Raw genomic sequence first — 23365 nt, forward strand, 5'->3', positions numbered from 1 at the left:
TGAGCAGCCTGGAAAGCTGTAACCGGTAGGCTGCTGAAACGGGGCCGTCTGCTGCGTTCCCCTTGTCCTTCGCCATCCAGCCATTCCATGCCGACAACCCGCCAAGGCAAACACTCATCAAAACCAGCACATTTTGGTTCTTCCTACCCCTCCGGCACCTAATCCTGCTTAAGCAATAAAACCGTAATTTCGAGGCATTGCATTCCGTCCGGGCATTGTTTATCCCGCCTTCCATCATGCGGGGACCGGTTTCGTTCCGTCGGGTCGGCGCATGAGCAAGTTCCCCACAGCCATTGCATTTTCCTGGATCCATAACGGCCTTTCAGGCCTGTTCCGCAAAATTTCCGAGAGGAGACGATCGCCGGGATGAAGAAAGCTGCTGCGAAGCACTGCCTTTCGCTTATTGCGTGCCTGTTCGCATGGCTGTTCTTTCTTTCCACCGCCTGGGGAGCCTGCAGCGGCGGCGAGCGAATCGGCTACGAGACGCAGCAGATGCAGGTGGGCGGGACGCAGACGCTCACGGTGACCGGTGCCAGGCCGGATGCCTCGTACCGCTGGCGGGTTGCCTCGGGCGGCGGGTCCCTCTCGGCGACGACAGGCGCATCCGTTGTGTACACGGCCCCCTCCTCGAACCCGAACTGCGAGAACAATCCCGTCATCACCCTCTCGTCGGACGGCGCCTCCTGCGACACGCTGCAGATCGCCGTGCACGGGGCCGGCACCAACGACTGGTATTACCCCGTCTCGAAGGTGGGAGCCGTGGAGGTCTGCCGGGAGCATGCGGACCATACGGCCCTGTGCAGGGCCTGGATCGGATGCGACGGCAACCCCAGTGAGAACTGCCGGCCTCTGGGGCCGAACTGCGGGATGACGTCTTTCTTTTGCAACTCCCATGGCTGGTTCCTGACCCGTCCCTGCAACTCCGAGTCGGCACCCTACAATATCCCTCCGGGGACCTACTGCTCCGGCTCCATGGGACCGACCTACAAGGACATCCGGACCCCCATGATGAAGGCCAACGGCTGCTGTCCCGCGGCGCTGCTTCCGGCGGAGCCTCCGCCCCCGGCCTGCGACGTGTCGGTGACGTCCTTCGGCGGGACCTCGACGGCCATCGACGTCCACAACGGGGGGCGGGTGGTCTTCACCGGGACGATCGCCTCCTCGGACCCGGTCTCCTGGAGGGTGACCGTGGCGGGGAAGAAGATCGGCGAGGGGACCGGCCTGGCCGTCTCGGTTCCCTGGGACGGAAGACTGGACGGCCAGGTCGCAGAGATCGGCCGGACCTGGCCGGTGAAGCTGGTCGTGGAGACCACCGACGGCCGGTGCGGCATCGAGGGGGAGACCACGGTCACCGTGACGGCCGCGGAGAAGGACTGCAAGATGCAGGTTCCGGTGGGCTCCTGGGCCCACCTGGCGGCGGGGAGCCTCTCCGAGTCCCTCCTTCTGTTCCGTCTCCCGGGCTCCCGGATGATGCCGGAGTTCGGCCTTACCTACGACAGCAACGACGGGAAGAGGGGCATACTCGGGACGGGCTGGACCCACGACTATATGGAGACCCTGACGGCCATCCCGGAGGAGGACCGGTACGTCTGGCGGGACAGCCGGGGCGGCCGGCTGGTCTTGTACCGGAACGGCGAGGTCCATACCCCGGAGCACTCCTCCTGGCCGGCCCTGGCGAAGAACGCCGACGGGACGTACGATCTCTTCTCCCGGGACCTGACCCACCGCCTCTTCAACGCCTCCGGCAGGCTCACGGCCATCCTGGACCCAAACGGCAACGCCGTCACCCTGACGTACGATGCGGGCAACAACCTGGTGGCCGTCACCGACCCGGCGGGCCGGAAGATCGCCTTTGCCTACGATGCCGCCGGCCTCCTCGGGACGGTCACCGATCCCAACGGCAACACCCACGCCTTCACCTACACGGGGAAGACCGTGGCGGGGGCCGTCCTGGGGCGGGTCGTCTCGCAGACCTCCGCAGGAGTAGAGACGTGGACCTTCACCTATGACGAAGCCTTCCGGATACTTTCGAAGACGGACCCCCGGGGCTACGAGACCCGATACACCTACGACGGGAACCGCCTCGCCGGGACGACGGATCCCGAGGGGAAGACCCGGGAGATCCGGTACGATCCGGAATCCTCTTGGTCCACCCTGACGGAGAAGGACGGGGGGACTTGGACCTTCCGGTACGACCCCGTTCTCGGCGTCCTCCTGGAGAGGACGGACCCCCTGGGCCACACGACCCGTTACGGCTATGACGGGAACCGGAACCTGGTCCGACAGACGGAGCCCGACGGGAGCGAGAGCGCCTACACCTACGACGGCTACGGCAACCTTTCCTCGGTCACGGATCCCCTGGGGAAGACCACGTGCTTCACCTATAACGGCCAAGGCCAGGTCACGTCGGTCACGGACCCCCTGGGACACACCGTCACCTACGGCTACGACGCCCGGGGAAACCTCCTCGCGATCACGGATGCCCAAGGGGCCGTCACCCGGTATGCCCATGACGACCGGGGCAATGTCACCGGCATCACCGACGCGTTGGGGAGGACGATGGTCCTGGCCTACGACGCCTCGGGCAACCTCGTCTCCGTCACGGACCCGGAGAAGAGCACCGCGACCCTGGGCTACGACAGCCTGGGCAACCGGGTCCGGATGAAGGACGCCCTGGGGAACGCCACCACGTTTGACTTCGACAGCCTGAACCGGCTCATCCGGATCACCGATCCCCTGGGTCATGCCACCCGCCTGACGCGGGATCCCGCCGGCAATCCGCTGACGGTGACCGACCCCAACGGCCACGCCACGGGCTACACCTACAACTACCAGGACCAGGTGACCCGGATCGTCGACGCGCTGGAGCATGTCACCACCCTGACCTACGGTGGGTCATCCTGCCCCTCCTGCGGGGCCGGGGCGGACCGGCTGACGGCGGTGACGGACGCGAAGGGACAGACCACGACCTTCGACTACGACTTGGCGGGGAGGATGACGAAAGAGACGGATCCCCTGGGGAACGCCACCTCCTATGGTTACGATGCCCGGGGAAACCTGGCCGCCCTGACCCGGCCCGACGGAAGGACCATTGCCTACCGGTATGACTGGAACGGAAGGCTCCTGGAAAAGGTCTTCTCCGACGGCTCGACCGCCGCCTTCCGGTATGACGATGCGGGGAACCTGGTCTATGCAGGGAATCAACACATCGCCTACCAGTTCACCTACGACGCAAACCGCCGGGTGACGGAGGTCGTCGATTCCGAGGGCCGGCGGATCCGCTACTCCTACGATGCCCTGGGGAACCGGACGGAGATGGTCACGCCGGAGGGGAAGGCCGTTTCCTACACGTACGACCTCAACGGCCGCCTCACCGGGATCGGGACGGCAAACGCAGAAGGGGACAGCCCGGAGAGCGGCAGCGGGAATGCAAGCAGCGGAACCTACAACTTTACCTACGACTCGGCGGGGAGGAGGACCCTGCTGGCCCGGCCGGGCGGGACGACCACAGCCTACAGCTACGATGCCGGGAGCCGTCTGCTGAAGATCCTCCACCGGGACAGGGACGGCCGGACCCTCGACACCGTCGGCTACACCCACGACAACACCGGCAACCGGGTCACCCGGGAGGAGAAGGACAGGACCGTCTCCTACGGCTATGATGCCGTGGACCGCCTGACGGAGGCATCCCCCAAGCCGAAATCCGCAAAGGGGATCCTGGGGAAGCTCCTCGAGGAGATTGCGAAGAAGCTGAAGGAAGGCTATGAGTACGACGCCGTGGGGAACCGGGTCCGGGGCCCCGGAAAGAACGACAGCCAGGCCCATGACGCGGGGAACCGGCTCCTGGAGGACCGGGATCACCGCTACGAGTACGATGCCAACGGCAACCTTGTCCGGAAGACCGGAACAGGCCCCCTTGGCGCCGTCACCACCTACCGCTACGATGACGAGAACAACCTGATCGGGGCGGAGATTGCCCTGGGTCCCCTCACCACGGAGATCGAGTACGCCTACGATCCCTTCGGGAGGCGGATCGCAAAAACAGTCAAACGGGAGATCGAGCTGGGGGACCGGGAGTTCAGCATCCCGGCACCCCGGACGATCCGGTACGTCTACGACAACGAGGACGTGATCCTGGAATACCTGAAGCACGGGGACAGGGAGGCGCGCACGGCCTCCTATCTCCACGGCCCCGGGATCGACGAGCCCCTGGCGGTGGAGAGGCGTCGGCCGCCGCTCTTCGGGAACGGCGGATTCGAGGTATTCGATTACCTGGCCGACGGCCTGGGCTCCGTCACCGGCCTGACCGACTCCAAGGGCCGCCTGGTCCAGCGCTACGAGTACGACTCTTTCGGGAACCCGCTGGCGATCAACCCGCTGATCGTCCAGCCCTATGCCTTCACCGGCCGGGAGTACGACCCCGAGACGGGGCTCTACTATTACCGGGCAAGATATTATGATCCCAAGGCAGGACGGTTCATCACGAAAGACCCCATCGGTTTCGCCGGGGGAGTGAATTCATATTCTTGTGTCCAAAATAATCCGGTGAATAAGATTGACCCACTTGGATTATTTGAATGGGTCAATCCAATTCCGTATTGGCGGGGCGTGTATAGAGGCACGAAAGATTTTCTAAGAAACTACCGTGATATGAGGGACGCCAACACCATCGGTGCAGATAAGTATTTTCATTGTATTGCTAATTGCCAGGCAACAAGAGAGGGTCAGGGTGGCAGAGACATATCAGAGATCATCGGTGAAGGTCGTGAGCTTACTGATGAATACATTAAAGGTGATACTCGCTCTGCGTGTGATGAAGACAGGGCTGCAAACAGACAGGGAAGAAATGGTGATCCTGGTGGCACTTGCAGCCAAGTGTGCAATCCATTACGACCTAAGGGACTTGACCCGAGGTATTGAAAATGAGCAAAAAGAAGAAAATTTTATTAGTTATAATATTGTTTTTACTGATAATTTTTTCCTATTGGTTTAAGGGTCAATTGGCTATAGACAAATGCTTAGATGGTGGCGGCCGCTGGAATTACGAAAAGGGCATATGCGAACATTAGCACCGCGTCGGAGCATTTAAAGATCGAATATCCGGACAAGGGATCCTGTCTACGAGTACGACTCCTTCGGGAACCCGGGGGCGATCCATCCGCTGATCAGCCAGCCCTATGCCTTCACCGGCCGGGAGTACGACCCCGAGACGGGGCTCTACTACTACCGGGCCAGATATTACGACCCCAGGGCCGGGCGCTTCATCACCAGGGATCCCATCGGCTTCGCCGGAGGGATAAACCAATACAATTATGTCCAAAATAACCCTGTGCGATATGTCGACCCACTTGGGCTAACAAAAATAAGAATCTTTATTGAAACAGGAGCCATGTGGATTGATCCTGAACAACCTGGTCGCATTCCATACATAATTCCAATTACTTCTGGCAAGGCTGAAAGTATGAACAGGCCAGAATGCAGTGGTAAAGAAAACGAAGGACCTATTCCAAAAGGTTCATACACCGTGGATGTTACTCAACTTTCAAATCCAAGCAAGATTCGCGATCTTTTTAACATGAGATATGGTGATTGGGGGGATTGGAATGTTCCATTGATTCCAGATCCGGAGACAGACACATACGGAAGAAGAAATTTTTATTTGCATGGCGGTTTATTCCCTGGATCCTCCGGATGTGTTGATTTCGGTGGTGGCATATTTGGCAATTCTATTACCGATCAATTATTAAATGACATGCTTGCCGATACTAGCCGCAAAATCAAAGTTATTGTCCGATAGGATAGATGGTTATGATGAAAGAACGATTGAAGAAAGGGTGCGTTGGTGGATTGATTCATTTTTCATCATTCTTGATAATCGAATTGCTTATAAATGGCTCACGGCAGTTTCCTCCTCAAGCCCATCCCATTGAGTATCTACCATGGTTAGTGGTGCTTTATATAGGCTATGCATTAAAAATAGGATTCGAAGCCCTTGGTCCATTAGCAGCTTACTGTTTTTTGTTTTTTGTGTTTGACAGTTATATGAATTGGAATATTGTGTATCACGACATGCCTCCTGTATTTTCGCCATATTTCATATTGGCTTTTCTCTTCTCATACTTGTTTCTCGTAAGTCCTATCTTTGTTAATTTGTTTGTGCGATGGTTAAAGAAAAGGTACAAAAAACTGTAGATGAAGATGGGTGTCAGAGACGAAGACCTTAACTTTTTTTCTGCCCCAGCCAAATCTTCGGGTTCTTCGCGCCGCCCGTGAACACTGGCGAGTCGGAATGGATCCATCGTTCAAATCTGTCCCCTTTTCCACTTTTGTGTGGTAAGCCACGCCTTACCGGCGGTTGCGCCGGCATCTTCTTTCGGTACAGGTATTCTATGGGATTGTTCGATCGCAAAAAAAACGGATTTTTCGACAAGCTGAAGTCGGGGCTGGAAAAGACAAAGAAGCTCCTCCTTACCGATGTGGACGACCTGATCCTCGGGGCGAAGGTCATCGACCAGAAGCTCTACGACGACATCGAAGAGGCTCTCATCATGGCCGACGTGGGACCCACCTTCGCCCACGAGCTGATCGAGCGGATGCAGGAGCAGGTGAAGCGCAAGCAACTGACCCAGCCGGAACTCCTCAAGAGGGTCCTCCGGGAGTCCATGGAGGAGATCCTCGTGTCCGGTACGGCGCCTCCCGTCTCCGCGCCTGCCGGCGGCTCCCTCGTCATCATGGTCATCGGGGTGAACGGGACCGGGAAGACGACCACCATCGGCAAGCTGGCGAGGGCCTACAAGGGCGAAGGAAAGGACGTGATCCTGGTGGCGGCCGACACGTTCCGGGCCGCCGCTATCGAGCAGCTCGAGGTCTGGGCGAACCGGACGGGATCTCCCCTGGTGAAGCAGCAGGCCGGGGCCGATCCCTCGGCGGTGGTCTTCGACGCCATGAAGGCGGCCTCGTCGGGCAAACAGCAGGTGGTCATCATCGACACGGCGGGACGGCTCCACACGAAGGTCAACCTCATGGAGGAGCTGAAGAAGATGAAGCGGATCATGAGCCGCGAGCTGCCCGGCGCGCCTCAAGAGACCTACCTCGTCCTGGACGCCACGACGGGGCAGAACGCCGTTTCGCAGGCCAAACTCTTTCATGAAGAGATCGGCGTCAGCGGGATCATCCTGACGAAACTCGACGGGACCGCCAAGGGCGGCGTGGTGATTCGCATCGCCCGGGAACTGAAGATTCCCATCCGGTATGTCGGGGTCGGCGAGGGGCTGGACGACCTGCGGCCCTTTGACGCTGCGGAATTCGTGGAGGCGCTGTTCGACTGAGATTCCCGGCCGGACAGGGATCAAGGCCGGGGAGGAACGGAGGCGAAGAGGGTGGAGCGCATCTTTGCCATCGGAGACATCCACGGCTGCCGCTCCCTCCTGGAGGAGCTCCTGGACAGGCTCGAACTGCGACCGGAGACGGACACCGTCGTTTTTATCGGGGATTACATTGACCGGGGGCCGGATTCCCGGGGAGTCGTCGAGACCGTACTGGCGCTCCGGCGGCGGATCCCGAAGGTCGTCTGCCTGATGGGGAACCACGAGCGGATGTTCCTGGACTACCTTGAAGATCCTGCTGCTGCGGCGATGTTCCTGGGAAACGGCGGGGTTGCGACGCTCCGCTCCTACGGGCTCTGGAAGGGGGAACCGGTGGGGATCGGCGATCTTCCGGAGGAGCACCGGCACTTCTTCTCCTCGCTGTCCCTCTGGCATGAGACGGAGCGGTATCTCTTCGTCCACGCGGGCCTGCGGCCGGGGATTCCCCTGGCGGAGCAGGATCCCTGGGATCTCGTCTGGATCCGGCGGGAGTTCATCCATTCGTCGGCGTCCTTCGGCAAGACGGTCGTCTTCGGCCACACCCCGTTGCCGGAACCTTACGTGGACGGGACCAAGATCGGCATCGACACCGGGGCGGTCTACGGCGGCCCGCTGACCTGCGTGGAACTGCCGGCGATGCGGTTCCACACGGCGCGAGGAGCATCGAATTGACCCAGCCATTGATCCTGGAGTGCATTCCCAATTTCAGTGAAGGACGGGACCGGCAGGCCATGGAGGCCGTGGCGGCCGCCCTGGACGACTTCCCGGGAATCCGGCGCCTGGACCTGTGCCTGGACCGGGACCATCACCGCAGCGTCCTCACGTTCCTGGGGGAGCCCGAGGCGATGGTACAGGGCGCCCTGGCTGTCTGCAGGCGTGCCCTGGAGCGGATCGACATGCGGGACCACCGGGGTGGCCACCCCCGGATCGGGGCGGTGGACGTGATTCCCTTTGTGCCCCTGGGTGGGGCCGGGATGGACGTTGCCGTGGAGGCGGCTCGACGTTTCGGGACCGCCTTTGGGGACGAGTGCGGGGTGCCCGTCTTCTTCTACGGCGAGGCGGCCCTCAAGCCGGAGCGGCGTTCGTTGCCGCAGTTGCGGCGGGGAGGCTACGAGGGACTGCGGGAACGGATGAAGGATCCGGCGTGGCGGCCCGATGCGGGGCCTGCGTCTTTCAACGAACGGTCCGGGGCCTCTGCGGTGGGCGCCCGGATGCCGCTGGTGGCCTTCAATGTAAACCTGGATTCGAATGACATGCACCTGGCCCGCCGGATCGCCGGCAGGATCCGGGAGTCCGGGGGCGGCCTGCCCGCCCTGCGGGCCATTGGGGTGTTTCTGGAGAGCCGGGGTATCGCCCAGGTGTCTATGAACCTGACGGACTGGCGGGTAACCCCCGTCCGCGCCGCCTTCGAGGCGGTGAAAGCGGCGGCGGTGGAAGCGGGCGTCGGCGTTCTGGAGTCGGAGCTGATCGGCCTTGCACCCCGGGGCGCCTTCGCGGGCGTTGATCCCGGAGAGATCAAGCTGGTGGAGTTCAGCGAGAAGCGTTTTCTCGAGTCGCACCTGCCCGGGTCCTGAGCCAGTCGATCCAGGCGTCGAGGCCCGCCCCGGTGCGGCAGGAGACCTCCAGGACCGGCGCCTTGGCGTTCAGCCGCGCCACCCGTTCCCGGAATGCCGGGACGTTGAAATCCGACCCTTCCAGATAGTCCGTCTTGTTCAGGATCACCACGTCACAGACGCTGAACATCAGGGGGTATTTCAGGGGCTTGTCGTCGCCCTCGGGGACGCTCAGGATCATGGCGTTCTTTGTGGCCCCGGTGTCCACCTCGGCGGGGCAGACGAGGTTTCCCACGTTCTCGATGACGATCAGGTCCAGGTTTGCCAGGTCCAGCTCATTCAGGGCCAGGCGGATCATGGAGGCGTCAAGATGGCAGAAGCCTCCCGTCCGGAGCTGGACCGCCGGGATTCCCTCCCGGGAGACCGTCTCGGCGTCCACGATGGAGTCGATGTCGCCCTCGATGACGGCGATCCGGAACTCCTCCCGGAGCCGGCGGAGGGTCTGGACGATCAGGCTCGTCTTGCCCGATCCCGGGGAGGACATCAGGTTCAGGAGGAACACCCCCCGCCGCTTCAGGTCCGCCCGGATCTCCTCCGCCAGGGCCGTGTTGTCCGCCAGGATTTCCTCCTTGATTTCGACCAGCCGGATCTCGGCCATCAGATCACCTCCATGTTCTCGATGAAATATTCCCGACCGGCGATGAGGGCGGGCCGGTCGGCGCCGCAGTCGGGGCAGCGGATCTCCGCCTCCTGGCGGATGTCCGCCCCGAATTCCACGCCGCAGCCGGAGCAGCGGAAGCGCACCGGTATCTTTTGAATCTTGAGCACCGCCCCCTCCGCCAGGGTCCCCTTGCTGACGTAGTCGAAGTAGCGCTGCATCCAGTCCTCGATCAGATCGCTCAGTTCCCCTACTTTCAGGTGAATGGCCACGATCTTCCGGACGCGGTTCCTCTCGGCGTGGCCGAGGACGATCTTCAGGACGCTTTCCATGACGGGGAGTTCGTGCATGACGGCCTCAACGGCTGGTGGTGATGGGGGCAGGAGTTCCTTCCGGGGCCTGTTTAGGCCGGGGACTCTGCTTCGCTGCTTCCGGAGCGGTTTCCGTCCCGGGTCTCATCCGGTATCAGAAAGGGTGCCGGAAGGGAAGGATGAAAATGGAGACGCAGGTTTGGCCTGACATTGACACGTAATCAATTAAAAATTCTTATCTTGCTTGACATGAAACATAATATTCGTTAATGTTCTTCCGTCAACAAATGAAGGAGCCCTTCCCATGACCAAAGAAGAACTCGCATCCCGCCTGAAAACAGCCCGTGAAGCGGCAGGCCTGTCGCTCAGCGAGGCCTCCAAACGACTGGGCTTTCCCAGCTATCAGACGTTGAGCAACATCGAAGGCGGACAGCGCGAAGTCAAAGTTTCCGAACTGGCCCGCTTTGCCCGAACGTATTTCTGTAATCTTGGAGATTTCCTCTCGGGTGAGCCGACAACAAAGGATTGCGCAGTTCTGTGGCGAAACCCGCCTGCGACAAGCGACAAGAAAAAGGAAGCGGAGAGGGAGATCTTTCATCTTTGCGAGCAGTACCATACGCTGGAGCGGTTGCTGCGAGTCAGGACTGAAAAGGGATTCGTGGAGGTGACGCGCGAGTCGGTTCGGAACAATGCCACGATCGGCCGTCTGGCCAAAGAAATCAGGGGCATGATGGGTCTCGGCAAGAGGCCGGCCTGTTCGCTCCATAAGGTCCTGGAACAGGAATACGGAGTCAAAATCATCTATTATCCACTTGCCTGCGGTTCCGCTGCATCCATGGTGCATCCGGACATGGGAAAAGCTGTTGTCATCAATGCGAACGAAGCCCCCTGGCGCCGGAATTATGACCTCGCCCATGAACTCTTTCACCTGATCTTGTGGAAGGCTTTCTCACCGGAGGAAATGAACGACGCCCTCTTTTTTGACGATGTAGAGAAAAAAGCGGACAAGTTCGCTTCCATGCTGCTCCTTCCGGAAGACGAGATCCGTCGGGTGATTGAGCAGATCATCGAAAACAACAAACAACTTACGTATTCTGACATCGTCGACGTGGCCGTCGAATTCGGAGTGTCGGCAAAGGCGCTTCTTTACCGCCTTGCTTTCATCAATCTCATCAAATGGGAAACGGCCGATTCCATCGCCAAGAACGAAGAACTGGCAGAGGTGAGCCGGGAAAAGCGCTCAAAGGATGTAAAGCCGATTCAATCCGAACGCTTCACCAATCTCGCCATCCGTTGCCTGCGGAAGGGGCTGATTTCAAGGGGGAAGTTCGCCGAACTGCTGAACATCGACCGCAGCGACATCGATGATTTCATAGAAAAATCGGGCCTGATGGAGTCGGAGGGGAAAACGATTGAAATTATGGCTACTTGATGCCGACATCCTCATTGATTTCCTGTCGCTCGACATTCTCGACAAACTGGTAAAGATACACGAGATTCATGCAGCATCATCGGTCATCGAGGAGGTCAAGTTTTTTAAGCGGGATGGCAAAAAATACGCCGTTTCGTTTCGTGAAACATATGTCAATACCGGTCTGATCAAGGAATTAAGCGCATCAACGGATGATGCAGCCGTTCTTCTGAGTAGGCTTTCCCAAACCAACCCCTTCAATATCCACCCCGGAGAGATCGAATCCCTGGCAATACTGATCAGGGAAGGCAGCCTCACTTTCTGCACCTGTGATGCCGCCGCGATAAGGACGCTGCCTCTCCTGGATCTTGCAGAACGTGGGATTTCTGCCGAAGAATTGCTCAGAAAGTCAGGGTTGTTGAAGCCAGGACTGAAAGAGAGGCATACTGAAAGTTTCTTTATGAACAATATTGCGATTGGGAGGGAACAGAATATATATAACTTTTAGTTTGTAAAATCGGAGCAATGAAGATTTTTATATTGTGTATTGCCGAAGATTGAAATGATATGGCTTAAGGATCGGAAGTAGAAAATGTTTACCGTTTCACATACAAATGTCCTTTCTACATATCTGTCTGATTGGATCATAAAGATCAGACTGTTGCATCAACATAGAAAACCTAAAATGATCGTTTCAAATTACCTTCATGTATTCCGGGCAATTGCTACATGCGAACGAGACATAAACACGCTTCTTCGCCTTATTGATGAAAGACTTTTTATCCTTGAAAAGCGATCCATTCCAACAATCGAAACAATCAATAAAATGAACTTTATTGTTGACGTAGAAACCGTTGTTCTGTTGAAAGCTTTGTATTATGAAATAAGAATTTATCTTGATGCTATTTCAGGGGTGATTAGATGTTTTCACTGTAAACAAAACCTTCCTAAGAGTTTCAGTAACCTTCTTAAAAAGCAAGCGACGCAGAAAATACCAGTTGACTTATCGCGGGTTTTATCTTCTGCGTCCAAGTGGTTCAATGATTTCAAGGAAACCCGTGACAATTTAGTTCACAATTATGAAGATTTCCTACTCTTATTCGAACAGAAGGGTGTCCATCATGCAAGAATATATAAAAATCAAGATAACAAAGCTTTTGATTATGGATTAATAAAACCTTGTATTGGTATATTGCTTAATAATATTCAGGTTATGATAGATAACCTCTTGGATTATTTCGATGGTAAATTTCTCGACTGGTTTGGATTTGTTCTATCACCCAATTCGCGAAATAGGACCATTTCTTCAAATGGATTTATTTTATATTGGGCTAATAAATATGGCGGATACAAGCATGCATCGCTTTATATTGATGGCGAGCACATCAATCAGTAAGGGGAATTAACTAAAAGTCATGATGTATAGTTTGTGTTTTATACATATTATCCTATCTGATATGGGTACAAATATAGATGACAACTTGATGAGTTCGAGGGGTGGAAAATGCATAATTATCAGAAGGATATAGCAGATCAGATCGACTTAATGCCTATTGATCAAGCACGTATGATGATTGCTTCTGGTCGATTTGGAAGTATAGGTAGTCCAGCTCATGCGTTTGCATCTTCATGGCTTTCTGCCAGAGAAGCCAATCTGCGAGATGCCAGAGAGAAAGATCTTGAAATCAAGTATCAAGCGGGAGAGCCGCTATTAACAGTAGATGCATGGAAAGCAATTGAGAAGGAATATGGTATAACAAAAAGGTCCTTTGCAAAGAAGATAAACTTCATTCAAGATCAATTCAAACGAATAGTAATTTTTCGTGATATAGCACAAGCTTATTTATTGGCTAATCATGGATTTAATAAACCTTCAGTTATTTTAGCTGGAGGCGTAATCGAAGAACTACTTAGGCTTTATCTTTCATGTAAGAACGTAAATCCGTCTAAGAACAAATTGGATGCCTACATAAAAGCTTGTGAGGATAATGGACTTCTTAAATCGGCTATTCATAAACTTGCAGATTCAGTAAGACAATTTCGTAATATAGTACATTTAGAAAGAGAATCTTCAGCAAAACACACTATTTCGAAAGCCACAGCAAAAGGAGCTCTTTCGTCGGTGTTTACAATAGCAAACGACTTAACATAGAGGAGCACGATCCTAATTAAATGTATCTAATTTGGAGAATAATTACGACGGGTGTAGACGATGGGTATGGGATATACGGAAGAAAATAATGGGCGAAGAAACAAGATAGAGTGTGATGATGGTTTTTTATGAAGACAATTGCAGAACTTGAACGAGAAATACGCAATTACATCAATAATCCTCGAAAGCAATACGCTTTGATTCAGAACAAGGCAGCATGGAATATGCTGTGCAGCTGTCTTGACCTAATCGATGATACAGAACTTGCTATTGAAGCATATGAATTGGCCCCAGAGCCTGATGATCAAAGAGGGAAATACCTTCTTACTTATGGAATATTACAGAGTTTATTCTTGCAGCAAGATGCAGTCTGTAATCTTTGTGAGGCTTTGAATATTGAATATTCACCAGATATGATCTTAAGGCAAATCAGAGAAATTAGAAATGATAGTATTGGACATCCCACGAAGCGAGGTGGAGGGCAAGGTAAAGCCTTCAATTTCATTTCAAGGACAAGCATGAGTAAGAAAAGTTTCCAATTAATGACAACTTATGCAAATGGTCAATCACCACTATTCCGAACTATTAATATATCATCTCTCATCAGGAAACAGCAAAAAATACTAATGCTGGTGCTGGTCAATGTCCTTAAAATGCTTGATAGAGAGGAGGCTGAGCATAAAGCCATGCTTAGAGAGGATTGTATAATAGATGCTTTCCCTTCTGTCCTGAATTATTATTTTGAAAAGTTATATGAAGCAGCACATGGGAGTATACCTGCAGAATTTGGTTCCATTCACATTAAGCTTATTTCGGAGGTTCTAGAGGAATTCAAAAGAAAGTTGGATAAAAGGGGAATACTCTATGCGTATGACTCAATAAAGTACAATCTAGACTTACTTGTATACCCGATTGCGCAACTAAAGGCATATTTTGCTGAGCCCAGTTCATCTGATCTAAATAATAAGAGCGCCCATATCTTTATATACTTTATAAAGTGTCATGTTGAGGAGATAAAGAAAATGGCAGAAGAATTGGACGGACAATATAACGATGAAGCATGAACAGATATGTATATATTTTATTTGCCAGAGTTTTCTAAAGTGTGTCTTTATTAATGTTATTTGTGATGGGAGTCAACCTTGAATATTATATACTTTTGTTAATAAGGAGTTCTATATGGTTATACGAAAAGAAACCGACTCAGACATCCAGGCCATCTTCGAACACGCGAAGGCAGCCTTCGAGATTCACCTGTACAGCACAGACATGGAACCGTTCATTGCCGGTACGCTGCGGGTTGCTAATGTCTTGACGATATCGCTGGTTGCGGAGGTTGATGGAAAGGTCCCGGGCCATGCGGTGTACTCACCCGTGACCATGTCGGACAGCAGTCCGGACTGGTATGGCTTTGGCCCCATTTCTGCGCTGCCGGGATTCCAGAAGCGCGGGATTGGAAAAGCCCTCATGAACGAGGGCCTGTCCCTGCTGAAAAACTTGGGTGCCGGGGGCTGCGTGCTCGTGGGCGATCCAGGTTACTACACAAGATTCGGCTTCCGAAGCGACCCGGGACTGGGCTGCGAGGGCGTGCCGCCGGAGAATGTCCTCTCCCTGCCCTCAGGGAAAGACGGCGTTCGAGACCACGTGTCGTTTCATCCCGGTTTCTATGGCAAAGGATGAGGATCCGGAGCGCGGCTGGGTTGTGAGATATGTTTAGCAAGGAGGACGGACCATGCCTGACGAGTATGCACGCATCGCAATTGTGACCGGGGCGACGTCCGGAATCGGCGAAGCCACGGCCAGAAAATTCGTCGCCGCCGGCTTCGGCGTGATCGGCAACGGACGCAACGGGAAAAAGCTTGCCGGTCTGGAAAAAGAACTGGGTCCCGCGTTCCACGGTATCGCCGGGGACGCAGCGGACGATGTTGTGCTGGAGAGGCTTTTTGCCGCGGCCGCCGGGCATTTCGGCAGGCCCGCGGACATTGTCGTCGCCAACGCGGGAAGGGGGCTGAGCGGTTCGGTCAAGGACGCGGATCTGTCGCAATTCGAAGACGTCTTCAGGATCAACGTGACGGGTGCCCTCCGGTTGTTGCAAAAAGCCGCGCAGAAGATGGTGGCGGGGCAGGGGGGCGTCTTTCCTAAGGCCGCGCTCGACATCGTTGTCGTCGGGTCCGTGGTGGGACGGCACATATCACCCTTTGGAGCGGTGTACGGAGCGACGAAATTTGCCGTTCATGCCTTGGCCGAGGGGCTCCGGCGTGAATTGGGACCGAAAGGGATTCGCGTATCCCTGGTCGAGCCGGGCGTGGTACTCAGCGGCTTTCAGGCCGTGGCGCGACACAGTGCGGAAACCGTAAAATTTTTCAAGGACACATTCGGTCCGCTCCTGACGGGAAACGACCTGGCCGAGGCGATCCACTTCGTGGTTACACAGCCGCCTCATGTCCACGTCAGCAACATCACGGTTCGGCCTACACGGCAGGATTACCCCTGACGGAGAGCGGGGGGCGCTGCGGCCTGAGGTTCGGGATCGCGGTGTTCCCGCAATGGGAAAGGGAGGAGACGACGATGGCCAGAGTCGAGTTGAACACCCCCGCGCCGGATTTCACGCTGCCTGACCTCAATGGGAAAACCATTTCGCTTTCGGACTATCGGAACCGGAAGAACGTCCTGGTGGTCTTCAACCGCGGATTCATCTGACCGTTCTGCCGCCGGCACATGGCGCAGTTGCGCCGCGACTATCAGCGCTTCGTGGAGCTGGACACGGAAATCCTCGTCGTCGGGCCGGAGGATGCCGGGTCTTTTCAGAAATACTGGGAGAAGGAAACCCTGCCGTTTGTCGGGCTGCCCGATCCCTCTCACACCGTCCTGAAGCTGTACGGCCAGGAGGTGAAGATTTTCAAGCTGGGCCGGATGCCCGCGCAGATGCTGATCGACCGGTCCGGCACGCTGCGGTATGTGCATTACGGCCATTCCATGGCCGATATCCCTCCCAATGAAGAGATCCTCGATCTGATCGGCCGTCAGAATCCGGACGTACTCTGATATTCCAGGGACGGCATTCCTGTGTCTGCCCGTGAGAGCGATTTGCAGCGTCGGGATCCGGGTGTTCAGCTCTTCACCAGGCCGCCGTCAGGCGGCTTTTTCACGGCTGCCCCGCCGGGGCTGCGAGGCTTGATTTTTTCGGGGATTCATGACATGGAAGTCCGCAACTTTCTATCCGAAAAAGGAAATTTGCCAATGCCGGCCGATCCTGTCCGCACCTCCGTCGCCGCCCTCCTCCAGGGAGACCTGCCCCTGACGGAACGGCCCTTCCGGGACGTGGCGAAGGCGGCCGGGACGACGGAAGAGAAGGTCCTGGAGGAACTCCGGGCCATGAAGTCGGAGGGGATTGTCCGGAAGTTCGGGGCGGTTCTGAGGCATCAGCGGGCCGGATATACCCGGAACTCCATGGTCGCCTGGGAAGTACCGGAGGAGCGGTGCGACGAGGCGGGCAAGATCTTCGCGTCCCGCCGGGAAGTGACCCATTGCTACCGCCGGGAGCCCTTGTTTCTCGGCCGCTACAGCCTCTTTACCATGGTTCACTTCCGGGAAGGCGAGGGGGCCGGTTTTCTGGAAGAGCTCGCCGTACAGGCGGGAGCCGCCGCCTACCTGGTTCTCACGAGTGTGGAAGAACTGAAGAAAACAAGCATGGAGTATTTCTGACATGGCGTGGACATCGGAAGACTGGTTTAACCTGGCCTGCGAGCTGATTCCCGGGGGGGTCAACAGCCCCGTCCGGGCTTACCGGTCCGTCGGCGGGATGCCGTTTTTCGTCGAGCAGGCCAAGGGTTCCCGGATCCGGGACGTGGAAGGGAAGGAGTACGTCGATTACGTCGGTTCCTGGGGGCCCATGATTCTGGGACATGCCCACCCGGCCGTCGCCGCCGCCATTGCCGAGGCCGCCGCCCGGGGAACGAGCTACGGAGCCCCGACGCCCGGGGAGGTGGAGATGGCCATGCTCCTGGTGGAGACCTTTCCGTCCATCGAGAAGGTGAGACTGGTTTCCTCCGGGACGGAGGCCGTCATGAGCGCCGTCCGCCTGGCCCGCGGATTCACGGGGAGGGAGAAGATCCTGAAGTTCGAGGGCTGCTACCACGGCCACGCCGATTCGCTTCTCGTCAAGGCGGGATCGGGCGTCGCCACCTTCGGGATTCCCGGAAGCCCCGGAGTGCCGAAGGAACTGGCGGCGCTGACGGTCACCGTGCCCTTCAACAACCCCGCTGCACTGGAGGCTGCGCTGGCCGCCCACGGCGATGAGATGGCCTGCGTGATTGTGGAGCCCGTGCCGGGAAACATGGGGGTTGTACTTCCGAAACCGGGGTTCCTGGAGACGTTGCGGGACCTCACCCGGGAGCGGGGGATTCTGCTCATTTTCGACGAGGTGATCAGCGGATTCCGCGTTGCCTGGGGCGGCTGGCAGACCGTCACCGACATTGCGCCGGACCTGACCTGCCTCGGGAAGATCATCGGAGGCGGCCTGCCCGTGGGCGCCTTCGGGGGCCGGGCCGACATCATGGACCATCTGGCTCCCGCCGGCCCGGTCTACCAGGCGGGCACCCTGTCGGGAAACCCCCTGGCCATGGCGGCGGGACTGGCGACGCTCCGGATTCTGAAAGAGAACGAGGCACATTACGAGTCGCTGGACCGGAAAACCTTCAGCCTCTGCTTCGACCTCCAGGCCCTCTTCGAGGAAAAGGGGATCCCCGTGACCATCAACCGCTCCGGTTCCCTGTTCACCGTCTTTTTCACTCCCGGTCCCGTGACGGATTATGCGACGGCCGCGAAGAGCGACACGGAGACTTTTGCCCGCTGGTTCCGGGGGATGCTGGAACGGGGAATCAGCCTGCCGCCGTCCCAGTTCGAGGCTTGTTTTGTGTCCTTTGCCCACATGGACGAGGACTTCGAGAGAACCCTGAGCGCGTGCCGGGAAACGCTGGCGGCGTGGTAAGAGAACGGATTCGGAAGATGCAGGACCAGACACCCATGATCGTTCCTCCGGCCGGTTCCCGGCCCCTGGCGGAATACGAGGCCGCCTTTGCCCGGCGGGAGGACCCGTTTCTCGTTCATTATACCCTCGGAGAGGGCGGAACCGGAACGTGGTCCTGGACGAGAGGGCAGTTCCGGGACCTCGCGGCCGGAGCTGCCGCGGCCCTGGCCCGGCTCGGGGCGGTCCAGGGATCCCGGGTGCTCCATATTTTCTCCTCCAACAGCCCCCGCGATCTGGCCTTTCGCCTGGCCTCGGTCATGGCGGGGACCGTTCCGGTGACGGTCAACTGGCAGGCCGACGACCTGGAGCGGATCGCCTATAAGGCCCGCGTGTCGGAGGCGCGCATCATCGTCCACGAGGGGCAGGATCCGGAGCGCCTGGCCTCTCTGTCTTCCCTTCTTCCGGACGCGGCCTTCCTCGATGCGGCGGATTTCGGCCGGGAGGATGGGGCGCCCGTATCGGCCGGGCCTTCCTGGGAGGACGAGCGGATCATCATCTTCACCTCCGGGACGACGGGGCTTCCCAAGGGCGTCCGCCTGTCCCACCGGAGCTACCGGACGAACCGCCTCACCTTCGAGGACTATTTCGGCCTGAAGGCGGAAGACCCGCTGGACCTTGTCCTTGTCAACCCACTCCACCACGCCAATTCCTCCGCCCTGTCCGACTGGGGACTCCGGAGGCCCGGGGCAGTCATCCACCTGGTATCGCGGTACGGAACGACCTTCTGGCGGATTCTCACGAAGGCCGCGGAGGCCCGGCGGGGGCTCCTGGTGACGGCCCTGGTGGCCCGGCACATCGATTTTCTGGAGGATATGGAGCGGGAAGGAACGCTTCCCGTGGAGAAGGATCGCCTGGAGAGGGCGCTGCGCAATACGGAGATCCTCATCGGCTCCGCCCCCGTGGGGCCGACGACGGTCCGGCGCATCCTGCGCTGGTGCGGCCGGCCGCCGCGGGTCCGCTTCGGCTCCACCGAGACGTGCCTCCAGGTGGCGGCGATTCCCGGAACGCTGGCTTCGGATTCCGTCGTCAAGGCCTTCGAGCGGGGATGGAACCATGAATATCGGGGAGAGCGGGCCGAGGGATACTACATCGGCCGGGACCATGCCCCTTTCACGGAGATGGATGTCGTCCGGGCGGTCGATCCGGACCGGGATGGATACCTCGTTCCCTGCGCAGCCGGCGAACCCGGATACCTGGTCACCCGCGGCGGAAACCTGATGACCGGATATGTCGGCGACGAGGAGGCGACCCGGGAGGTCTTCCGGGAAGGCTGGTACACGGGACTCCGGGACATCGGGTTCCGGCTGGAGGGAGACGGCGGCGGAAGGGATCTTTACTGGATGGCCCGGGACTCGGCGCTGCTGATCCGTGGCGGAGCCAATTACTCCTACGATCAGGTGGCGGCGGAGCTCTCGGCGGTTCTGACGGACCGGTTCGGACTGCCCGCTGATTCGTTCCGGCTGGCCGTGGTGGGACTCCGTCTCCAGAGCGAGCACGAAGACAACTGCTGCGTTACCATCGAGTTGAAGCCCGAAGCCGAGGGACGACGGGACGAACTGGCCCGGTCCTTCCGGGAGGTGGCGAAGAAGGCCGTGTCCAAGGGAAGCCGTCCGGACTTTGTCCGTTTCGCGCCCATCCCGTTGAACTTCAAGGGGGCGATCCTGGTGCCGGAGCTGAAGAAGGCCTTCTCGGATGCCTGGAAGGCCGGAGAGGTGGTATGAAGAAAATCCTTGTCACCGGCGCCGCCGGCTTCATCGGGTATCACGTGGCATCGCGGCTCCTGGAGCGGGGGGACCATGTCCTGGGCCTGGACAACCTGAACGACTACTACGACGTCTCCCTGAAGGAGGATCGGCTGGCCATGCTGAAGCCGTATCCGCGGTTCTCCTTTAGCCGGCTGGATATCGCCGATCGGACCGCCGTGGAGGAGCTGTTTCGAGCAGAGCGTCCGGAGATCGTGATCCACCTGGCCGCCCAGGCGGGGGTCCGATACTCCCTGGTCAATCCGCACGCCTACATAAGCGGGAACATCGTCGGATTCCTGAATATCCTGGAGGGGTGCCGCCATCACGGGGTGGAACACCTGGTCTTTGCCTCCTCCAGCTCCGTGTACGGGGCCAATACGGCGATGCCGTTTTCGGTCCACCAGAACGTGGACCACCCGGTGAGCCTCTACGCCGCCACGAAAAAGGCCAATGAGGGGATGGCCCACGCCTATGCCACGCTCTACGGGGTCCCCTGCACGGGGCTCCGTTTCTTCACCGTCTATGGTCCCTGGGGGCGGCCCGACATGTCCCTGTTTCTGTTCACCCGGGCGATCCTGGCAGGCGAGCCGATCGACGTGTTCAACCACGGGCGGATGAAGCGGGATTTCACATTCATCGACGACATCGTCGAGGGGGTCGTCCGTGTGGCCGACCGCATTTCCGCCCCCAATCCGAAATGGACGGGGAAGGCTCCCGACCCGGCGTCCAGTTTCGCCCCCTGGCGACTGTACAACATCGGAAACAACAATCCCGTGGAGCTGCTTCATTTCATCGGCGTGATCGAGAAGGCCCTGGGCCGGGAGGCCCGGAAAAACTTCCTGCCCATGCAGCCGGGAGACGTGCCCGAGACCTATGCCGACGTGGACGATCTGACGGCCGACGTCGGTTTTCGGCCCTCAACAACGATTGAGACGGGAGTTGCGCGCTTCATTGCCTGGTATCGGGAATACTACCGGGAGAACAAAAAGATCTAGTGTTGTGAAAAGTGGGTTTTGTAATATCGCCCAGTGATTTGTAAATATTGTAAGGAGATAAAAGAAACATGAAAAAAGCCTTGATTACAGGCATCACGGGTCAGGACGGTTCGTACCTGGCGGAGTTCCTCCTGGCGAAGGGCTATGCCGTCCACGGCCTGATCCGCCGGTCCAGCACCTTCAACACGGATCGGATCGACCATCTTTACAAGGATCTCCACGATCCCGATGCCCGGCTCTTCCTGCATTACGGAGATCTGTCCGTCTCCGGCCAGCTGTTGGACCTGATCCACTCGATCGACCCGGACGAAATCTACCACCTGGGCGCCCAGAGCCACGTCCGGGTGAGCTTCGACATGCCCGAGTACACCGGGGACATCACGGGACTGGGGACGCTCCGGCTTCTGGAGGCGATCCGGAAATCGGGAAACCGGGCGAAATTCTACCAGGCCTCCTCCAGCGAGATGTTCGGTGCCGCACCGCCTCCGCAGAGCGAATCGACGCCCTTCCAGCCGCAGAGTCCTTACGCGGCCGCAAAGGTGTACGCCTATTACCTGGTCCGCAATTACCGCGACGCTTACAAGCTTTTTGCTTCCAACGGGATCCTGTTCAACCACGAGTCTCCGCGGAGGGGGGAAACCTTCGTGACCCGGAAGATCACGCGTGCCGCGACACGGATCAAGCTGGGGCTGCAGGACAAGCTGTACCTGGGCAACCTGGAGGCGAAGCGCGACTGGGGCTATGCGGGAGACTACGTGGAGGCCATGTGGTTGATGATGCAGCAGGAAAAGCCCGGTGATTTTGCCATCGCCACCGGAGAGACCCATTCGGTGCGGGAGTTCGCCGTGAAGGTGTTCGCGAAACTGGACCTGGACTACGGGGAGTACGTTGCCATCGATCCCAGGTATTTTCGGCCCACCGAGGTGGACGTCCTGCTGGGCGACTCGTCGAAGGCCCGGAAGGCCCTGGGCTGGGAGCCGAAGGTGAGCTTCGACCAGCTTGTGGAGATGATGGTCGATGCGGACATGGAACAGGCGAAGCGTGAGAAGACTCTGAGAGACGCAGGATACGACTGCTCAAGCAACGGCCGGATGCTGTAAGAAGGGCCCTGAACGGCAGTTCTCGGTTTCACAGGTCTGGCATTCAGACAAGAGGACACATGGCAGAAAACTTGAAAGACAAGCGCATCACCGTAACCGGTGGAAAGGGATTCCTGGGGTCCCACCTGCTCCGGAATCTGGCCGGCAAAGGGTACGGCCGGGTGTCCGTAGCAGACCTTCCCGAATACAACCTGGTGGACATCGAGGGCGTCCGGCGCCTCTATGACGAACAGCGGCCCGACATCGTCCTTCATCTGGCCGCCCGGGTCGGCGGCATCGGATACAACGCGGAAAACCCCGCCACCCTGTTCTACGACAACATCATGATGGGGGTGCAGCTCCTTCACGAGGGGTATCTCCGGGGAATCAACAAGTTCGTCGGCCTGGGGACGATCTGCGCCTACCCCAAGTTCACCCCCGTTCCCTTCCGGGAGGATGACATCTGGAACGGGTATCCCGAGGAGACCAACGCGCCGTATGGCCTGGCGAAGAAGATGATGCTTGTCCAGGCCCAGGCCTACCGGCAGCAGTACGGCTTCAACGCCGTTTTTATCCTGCCGGTGAATCTCTACGGTCCGGGAGACAACTTCGATCCCCGATCCTCCCACGTCATCCCCGCCCTGATCAAGAAATGCGTGGACGCCGTGGAGAGCGGCGAGGACGAGATCGTCGTCTGGGGAACCGGTGCGGCCACCCGGGAGTTCTTCTTCGTCGAGGACGCTGCCGAAGCGATCGTGGCGGCCATGGAGCGCTACGACAAGAGCGACCCCGTCAACATCGGGGCGGGCTTCGAGATCTCCATCCGGGACCTGGTAGAGTTGATCGTGGAGTTGACGGGCTTCCAGGGCCGGCTCGTCTGGGATACCACCAAACCCGACGGACAGCCGCGACGCATGCTCGACACCACAAGGGCCGCAAAGGAATTCGGCTTCCGGGCCCGGACGGACTTTCGGGAGGGGTTGCGCAAAACCATCGACTGGTATCGGGAATTCCGGCGAATATAGCGGGCTGTGAAGAATCCGCCGGGTTGGTCTGTTTCTGCGGCCC

General features: G+C 58.0%; 21 protein-coding genes. 19 read left to right on the plus strand and 2 right to left on the minus strand.

Annotation, left to right across the window (positions count from 1 at the left end):
• Positions 1-366 precede the first annotated feature (366 nt).
• The 5 genes from PLO63_02500 (at position 367) to ftcD (ending at position 8938) form a co-directional block, all read left to right on the plus strand.
• Positions 367-4920 carry an RHS repeat-associated core domain-containing protein gene (locus tag PLO63_02500; protein HOI72995.1) on the plus strand — a complete coding sequence of 1518 codons (4554 nt, stop codon included), beginning with the start codon at positions 367-369 and terminating at the stop codon, positions 4918-4920.
• A 469-nt stretch (positions 4921-5389) separates the two neighbouring features.
• Entirely contained in the window at positions 5390-5797 is a 408-nt protein-coding gene (locus tag PLO63_02505; GenBank protein ID HOI72996.1) for a DUF2778 domain-containing protein, read from the plus strand.
• Between the two features lie 598 nt (positions 5798-6395).
• Complete coding sequence (gene ftsY, locus PLO63_02510; GenBank protein HOI72997.1) at positions 6396-7328, plus strand: signal recognition particle-docking protein FtsY; 933 nt, start codon at positions 6396-6398, stop codon at positions 7326-7328.
• A gap of 51 nt (positions 7329-7379) precedes the next feature.
• Complete coding sequence (locus tag PLO63_02515) at positions 7380-8036, plus strand: metallophosphoesterase family protein (GenBank protein ID HOI72998.1); 657 nt, start codon at positions 7380-7382, stop codon at positions 8034-8036.
• Complete coding sequence (ftcD, locus tag PLO63_02520; protein ID HOI72999.1) at positions 8033-8938, plus strand: glutamate formimidoyltransferase; 906 nt, start codon at positions 8033-8035, stop codon at positions 8936-8938. Before PLO63_02515 ends, ftcD begins: the two co-directional genes overlap by 4 nt.
• On the opposite strand, the gene hypB is transcribed toward ftcD, so the two are convergent.
• Positions 8895-9575: a hydrogenase nickel incorporation protein HypB gene (hypB, locus tag PLO63_02525; GenBank protein HOI73000.1), complete on the minus strand. Its 681-nt coding sequence runs from the start codon at positions 9573-9575 to the stop codon at positions 8895-8897. The genes ftcD and hypB overlap by 44 nt on opposite strands.
• A complete protein-coding gene (locus PLO63_02530; protein ID HOI73001.1) occupies positions 9575-9925 on the minus strand; it encodes a hydrogenase maturation nickel metallochaperone HypA in 351 nt (116 codons plus the stop codon). Before PLO63_02530 ends, hypB begins: the two co-directional genes overlap by 1 nt.
• A gap of 265 nt (positions 9926-10190) precedes the next feature.
• On the opposite strand from PLO63_02530, the gene PLO63_02535 reads away from it, so the two are divergent.
• The 14 genes from PLO63_02535 to PLO63_02600 all read left to right on the plus strand — a co-directional run bounded on the left by PLO63_02535 (position 10191) and on the right by PLO63_02600 (position 23322).
• Positions 10191-11318, plus strand: coding sequence for an XRE family transcriptional regulator (locus PLO63_02535; GenBank protein ID HOI73002.1), 1128 nt, complete (start codon positions 10191-10193; stop codon positions 11316-11318).
• Positions 11299-11805 carry a hypothetical protein gene (locus PLO63_02540; protein ID HOI73003.1) on the plus strand — a complete coding sequence of 169 codons (507 nt, stop codon included), beginning with the start codon at positions 11299-11301 and terminating at the stop codon, positions 11803-11805. Before PLO63_02535 ends, PLO63_02540 begins: the two co-directional genes overlap by 20 nt.
• A gap of 177 nt (positions 11806-11982) precedes the next feature.
• On the plus strand, positions 11983-12693 hold the full coding sequence (locus tag PLO63_02545) for a hypothetical protein (GenBank protein ID HOI73004.1): 711 nt from the start codon (positions 11983-11985) through the stop codon (positions 12691-12693).
• Between the two features lie 108 nt (positions 12694-12801).
• Complete coding sequence (locus tag PLO63_02550) at positions 12802-13449, plus strand: hypothetical protein (protein HOI73005.1); 648 nt, start codon at positions 12802-12804, stop codon at positions 13447-13449.
• Positions 13450-13577: 128 nt separating this feature from the next.
• Positions 13578-14513: a hypothetical protein gene (locus PLO63_02555; GenBank protein ID HOI73006.1), complete on the plus strand. Its 936-nt coding sequence runs from the start codon at positions 13578-13580 to the stop codon at positions 14511-14513.
• A 115-nt stretch (positions 14514-14628) separates the two neighbouring features.
• Positions 14629-15129 (plus strand): N-acetyltransferase, encoded by a 501-nt coding sequence (locus tag PLO63_02560; GenBank protein HOI73007.1) that lies wholly within the window; start codon positions 14629-14631, stop codon positions 15127-15129.
• A gap of 52 nt (positions 15130-15181) precedes the next feature.
• Complete coding sequence (locus PLO63_02565) at positions 15182-15943, plus strand: SDR family oxidoreductase (protein HOI73008.1); 762 nt, start codon at positions 15182-15184, stop codon at positions 15941-15943.
• 74 nt (positions 15944-16017) lie between these two features.
• Entirely contained in the window at positions 16018-16494 is a 477-nt protein-coding gene (locus PLO63_02570) for a redoxin domain-containing protein (GenBank protein HOI73009.1), read from the plus strand.
• A 195-nt stretch (positions 16495-16689) separates the two neighbouring features.
• Complete coding sequence (locus tag PLO63_02575) at positions 16690-17154, plus strand: hypothetical protein (GenBank protein ID HOI73010.1); 465 nt, start codon at positions 16690-16692, stop codon at positions 17152-17154.
• A 1-nt stretch (position 17155) separates the two neighbouring features.
• Positions 17156-18439: a glutamate-1-semialdehyde 2,1-aminomutase gene (gene hemL / locus PLO63_02580; GenBank protein HOI73011.1), complete on the plus strand. Its 1284-nt coding sequence runs from the start codon at positions 17156-17158 to the stop codon at positions 18437-18439.
• Positions 18440-18456: 17 nt separating this feature from the next.
• Complete coding sequence (locus PLO63_02585) at positions 18457-20199, plus strand: class I adenylate-forming enzyme family protein (protein HOI73012.1); 1743 nt, start codon at positions 18457-18459, stop codon at positions 20197-20199.
• A complete protein-coding gene (locus PLO63_02590) occupies positions 20196-21218 on the plus strand; it encodes an NAD-dependent epimerase (protein ID HOI73013.1) in 1023 nt (340 codons plus the stop codon). Before PLO63_02585 ends, PLO63_02590 begins: the two co-directional genes overlap by 4 nt.
• Positions 21219-21286: 68 nt before the next feature.
• On the plus strand, positions 21287-22318 hold the full coding sequence (gene gmd / locus PLO63_02595) for a GDP-mannose 4,6-dehydratase (GenBank protein ID HOI73014.1): 1032 nt from the start codon (positions 21287-21289) through the stop codon (positions 22316-22318).
• Positions 22319-22377: 59 nt separating this feature from the next.
• The gene (locus tag PLO63_02600; protein HOI73015.1) at positions 22378-23322 is read left to right on the plus strand and encodes a GDP-L-fucose synthase; all 945 of its coding nucleotides are present in this window, start codon (positions 22378-22380) and stop codon (positions 23320-23322) included.
• Positions 23323-23365: the final 43 nt, after the last annotated feature.

The sequence above is a fragment of the Syntrophales bacterium genome, from assembly GCA_035363115.1.
Lineage (GTDB): Bacteria > Desulfobacterota > Syntrophia > Syntrophales > PHBD01 > PHBD01.

Bases quoted from the DNA above. Each gene is read 5' to 3' on its own strand.
- PLO63_02500 (HOI72995.1), top strand. From the start codon at position 367: ATGAAGAAAGCTGCTGCGAAGCACTGCCTTTCGCTTATTGCGTGCCTG.
- PLO63_02505 (HOI72996.1), top strand. From the start codon at position 5,390: ATGTGGATTGATCCTGAACAACCTGGTCGCATTCCATACATAATTCCA.
- hypB (HOI73000.1), bottom strand. From the start codon at position 9,575: ATGGCCGAGATCCGGCTGGTCGAAATCAAGGAGGAAATCCTGGCGGAC.
- PLO63_02530 (HOI73001.1), bottom strand. From the start codon at position 9,925: ATGCACGAACTCCCCGTCATGGAAAGCGTCCTGAAGATCGTCCTCGGC.
- PLO63_02535 (HOI73002.1), top strand. From the start codon at position 10,191: ATGACCAAAGAAGAACTCGCATCCCGCCTGAAAACAGCCCGTGAAGCG.
- PLO63_02545 (HOI73004.1), top strand. From the start codon at position 11,983: ATGATCGTTTCAAATTACCTTCATGTATTCCGGGCAATTGCTACATGC.
- PLO63_02550 (HOI73005.1), top strand. From the start codon at position 12,802: ATGCATAATTATCAGAAGGATATAGCAGATCAGATCGACTTAATGCCT.
- PLO63_02555 (HOI73006.1), top strand. From the start codon at position 13,578: ATGAAGACAATTGCAGAACTTGAACGAGAAATACGCAATTACATCAAT.
- PLO63_02560 (HOI73007.1), top strand. From the start codon at position 14,629: ATGGTTATACGAAAAGAAACCGACTCAGACATCCAGGCCATCTTCGAA.
- PLO63_02565 (HOI73008.1), top strand. From the start codon at position 15,182: ATGCCTGACGAGTATGCACGCATCGCAATTGTGACCGGGGCGACGTCC.
- PLO63_02575 (HOI73010.1), top strand. From the start codon at position 16,690: ATGCCGGCCGATCCTGTCCGCACCTCCGTCGCCGCCCTCCTCCAGGGA.
- hemL (HOI73011.1), top strand. From the start codon at position 17,156: ATGGCGTGGACATCGGAAGACTGGTTTAACCTGGCCTGCGAGCTGATT.
- PLO63_02585 (HOI73012.1), top strand. From the start codon at position 18,457: ATGCAGGACCAGACACCCATGATCGTTCCTCCGGCCGGTTCCCGGCCC.
- PLO63_02590 (HOI73013.1), top strand. From the start codon at position 20,196: ATGAAGAAAATCCTTGTCACCGGCGCCGCCGGCTTCATCGGGTATCAC.
- gmd (HOI73014.1), top strand. From the start codon at position 21,287: ATGAAAAAAGCCTTGATTACAGGCATCACGGGTCAGGACGGTTCGTAC.
- PLO63_02600 (HOI73015.1), top strand. From the start codon at position 22,378: ATGGCAGAAAACTTGAAAGACAAGCGCATCACCGTAACCGGTGGAAAG.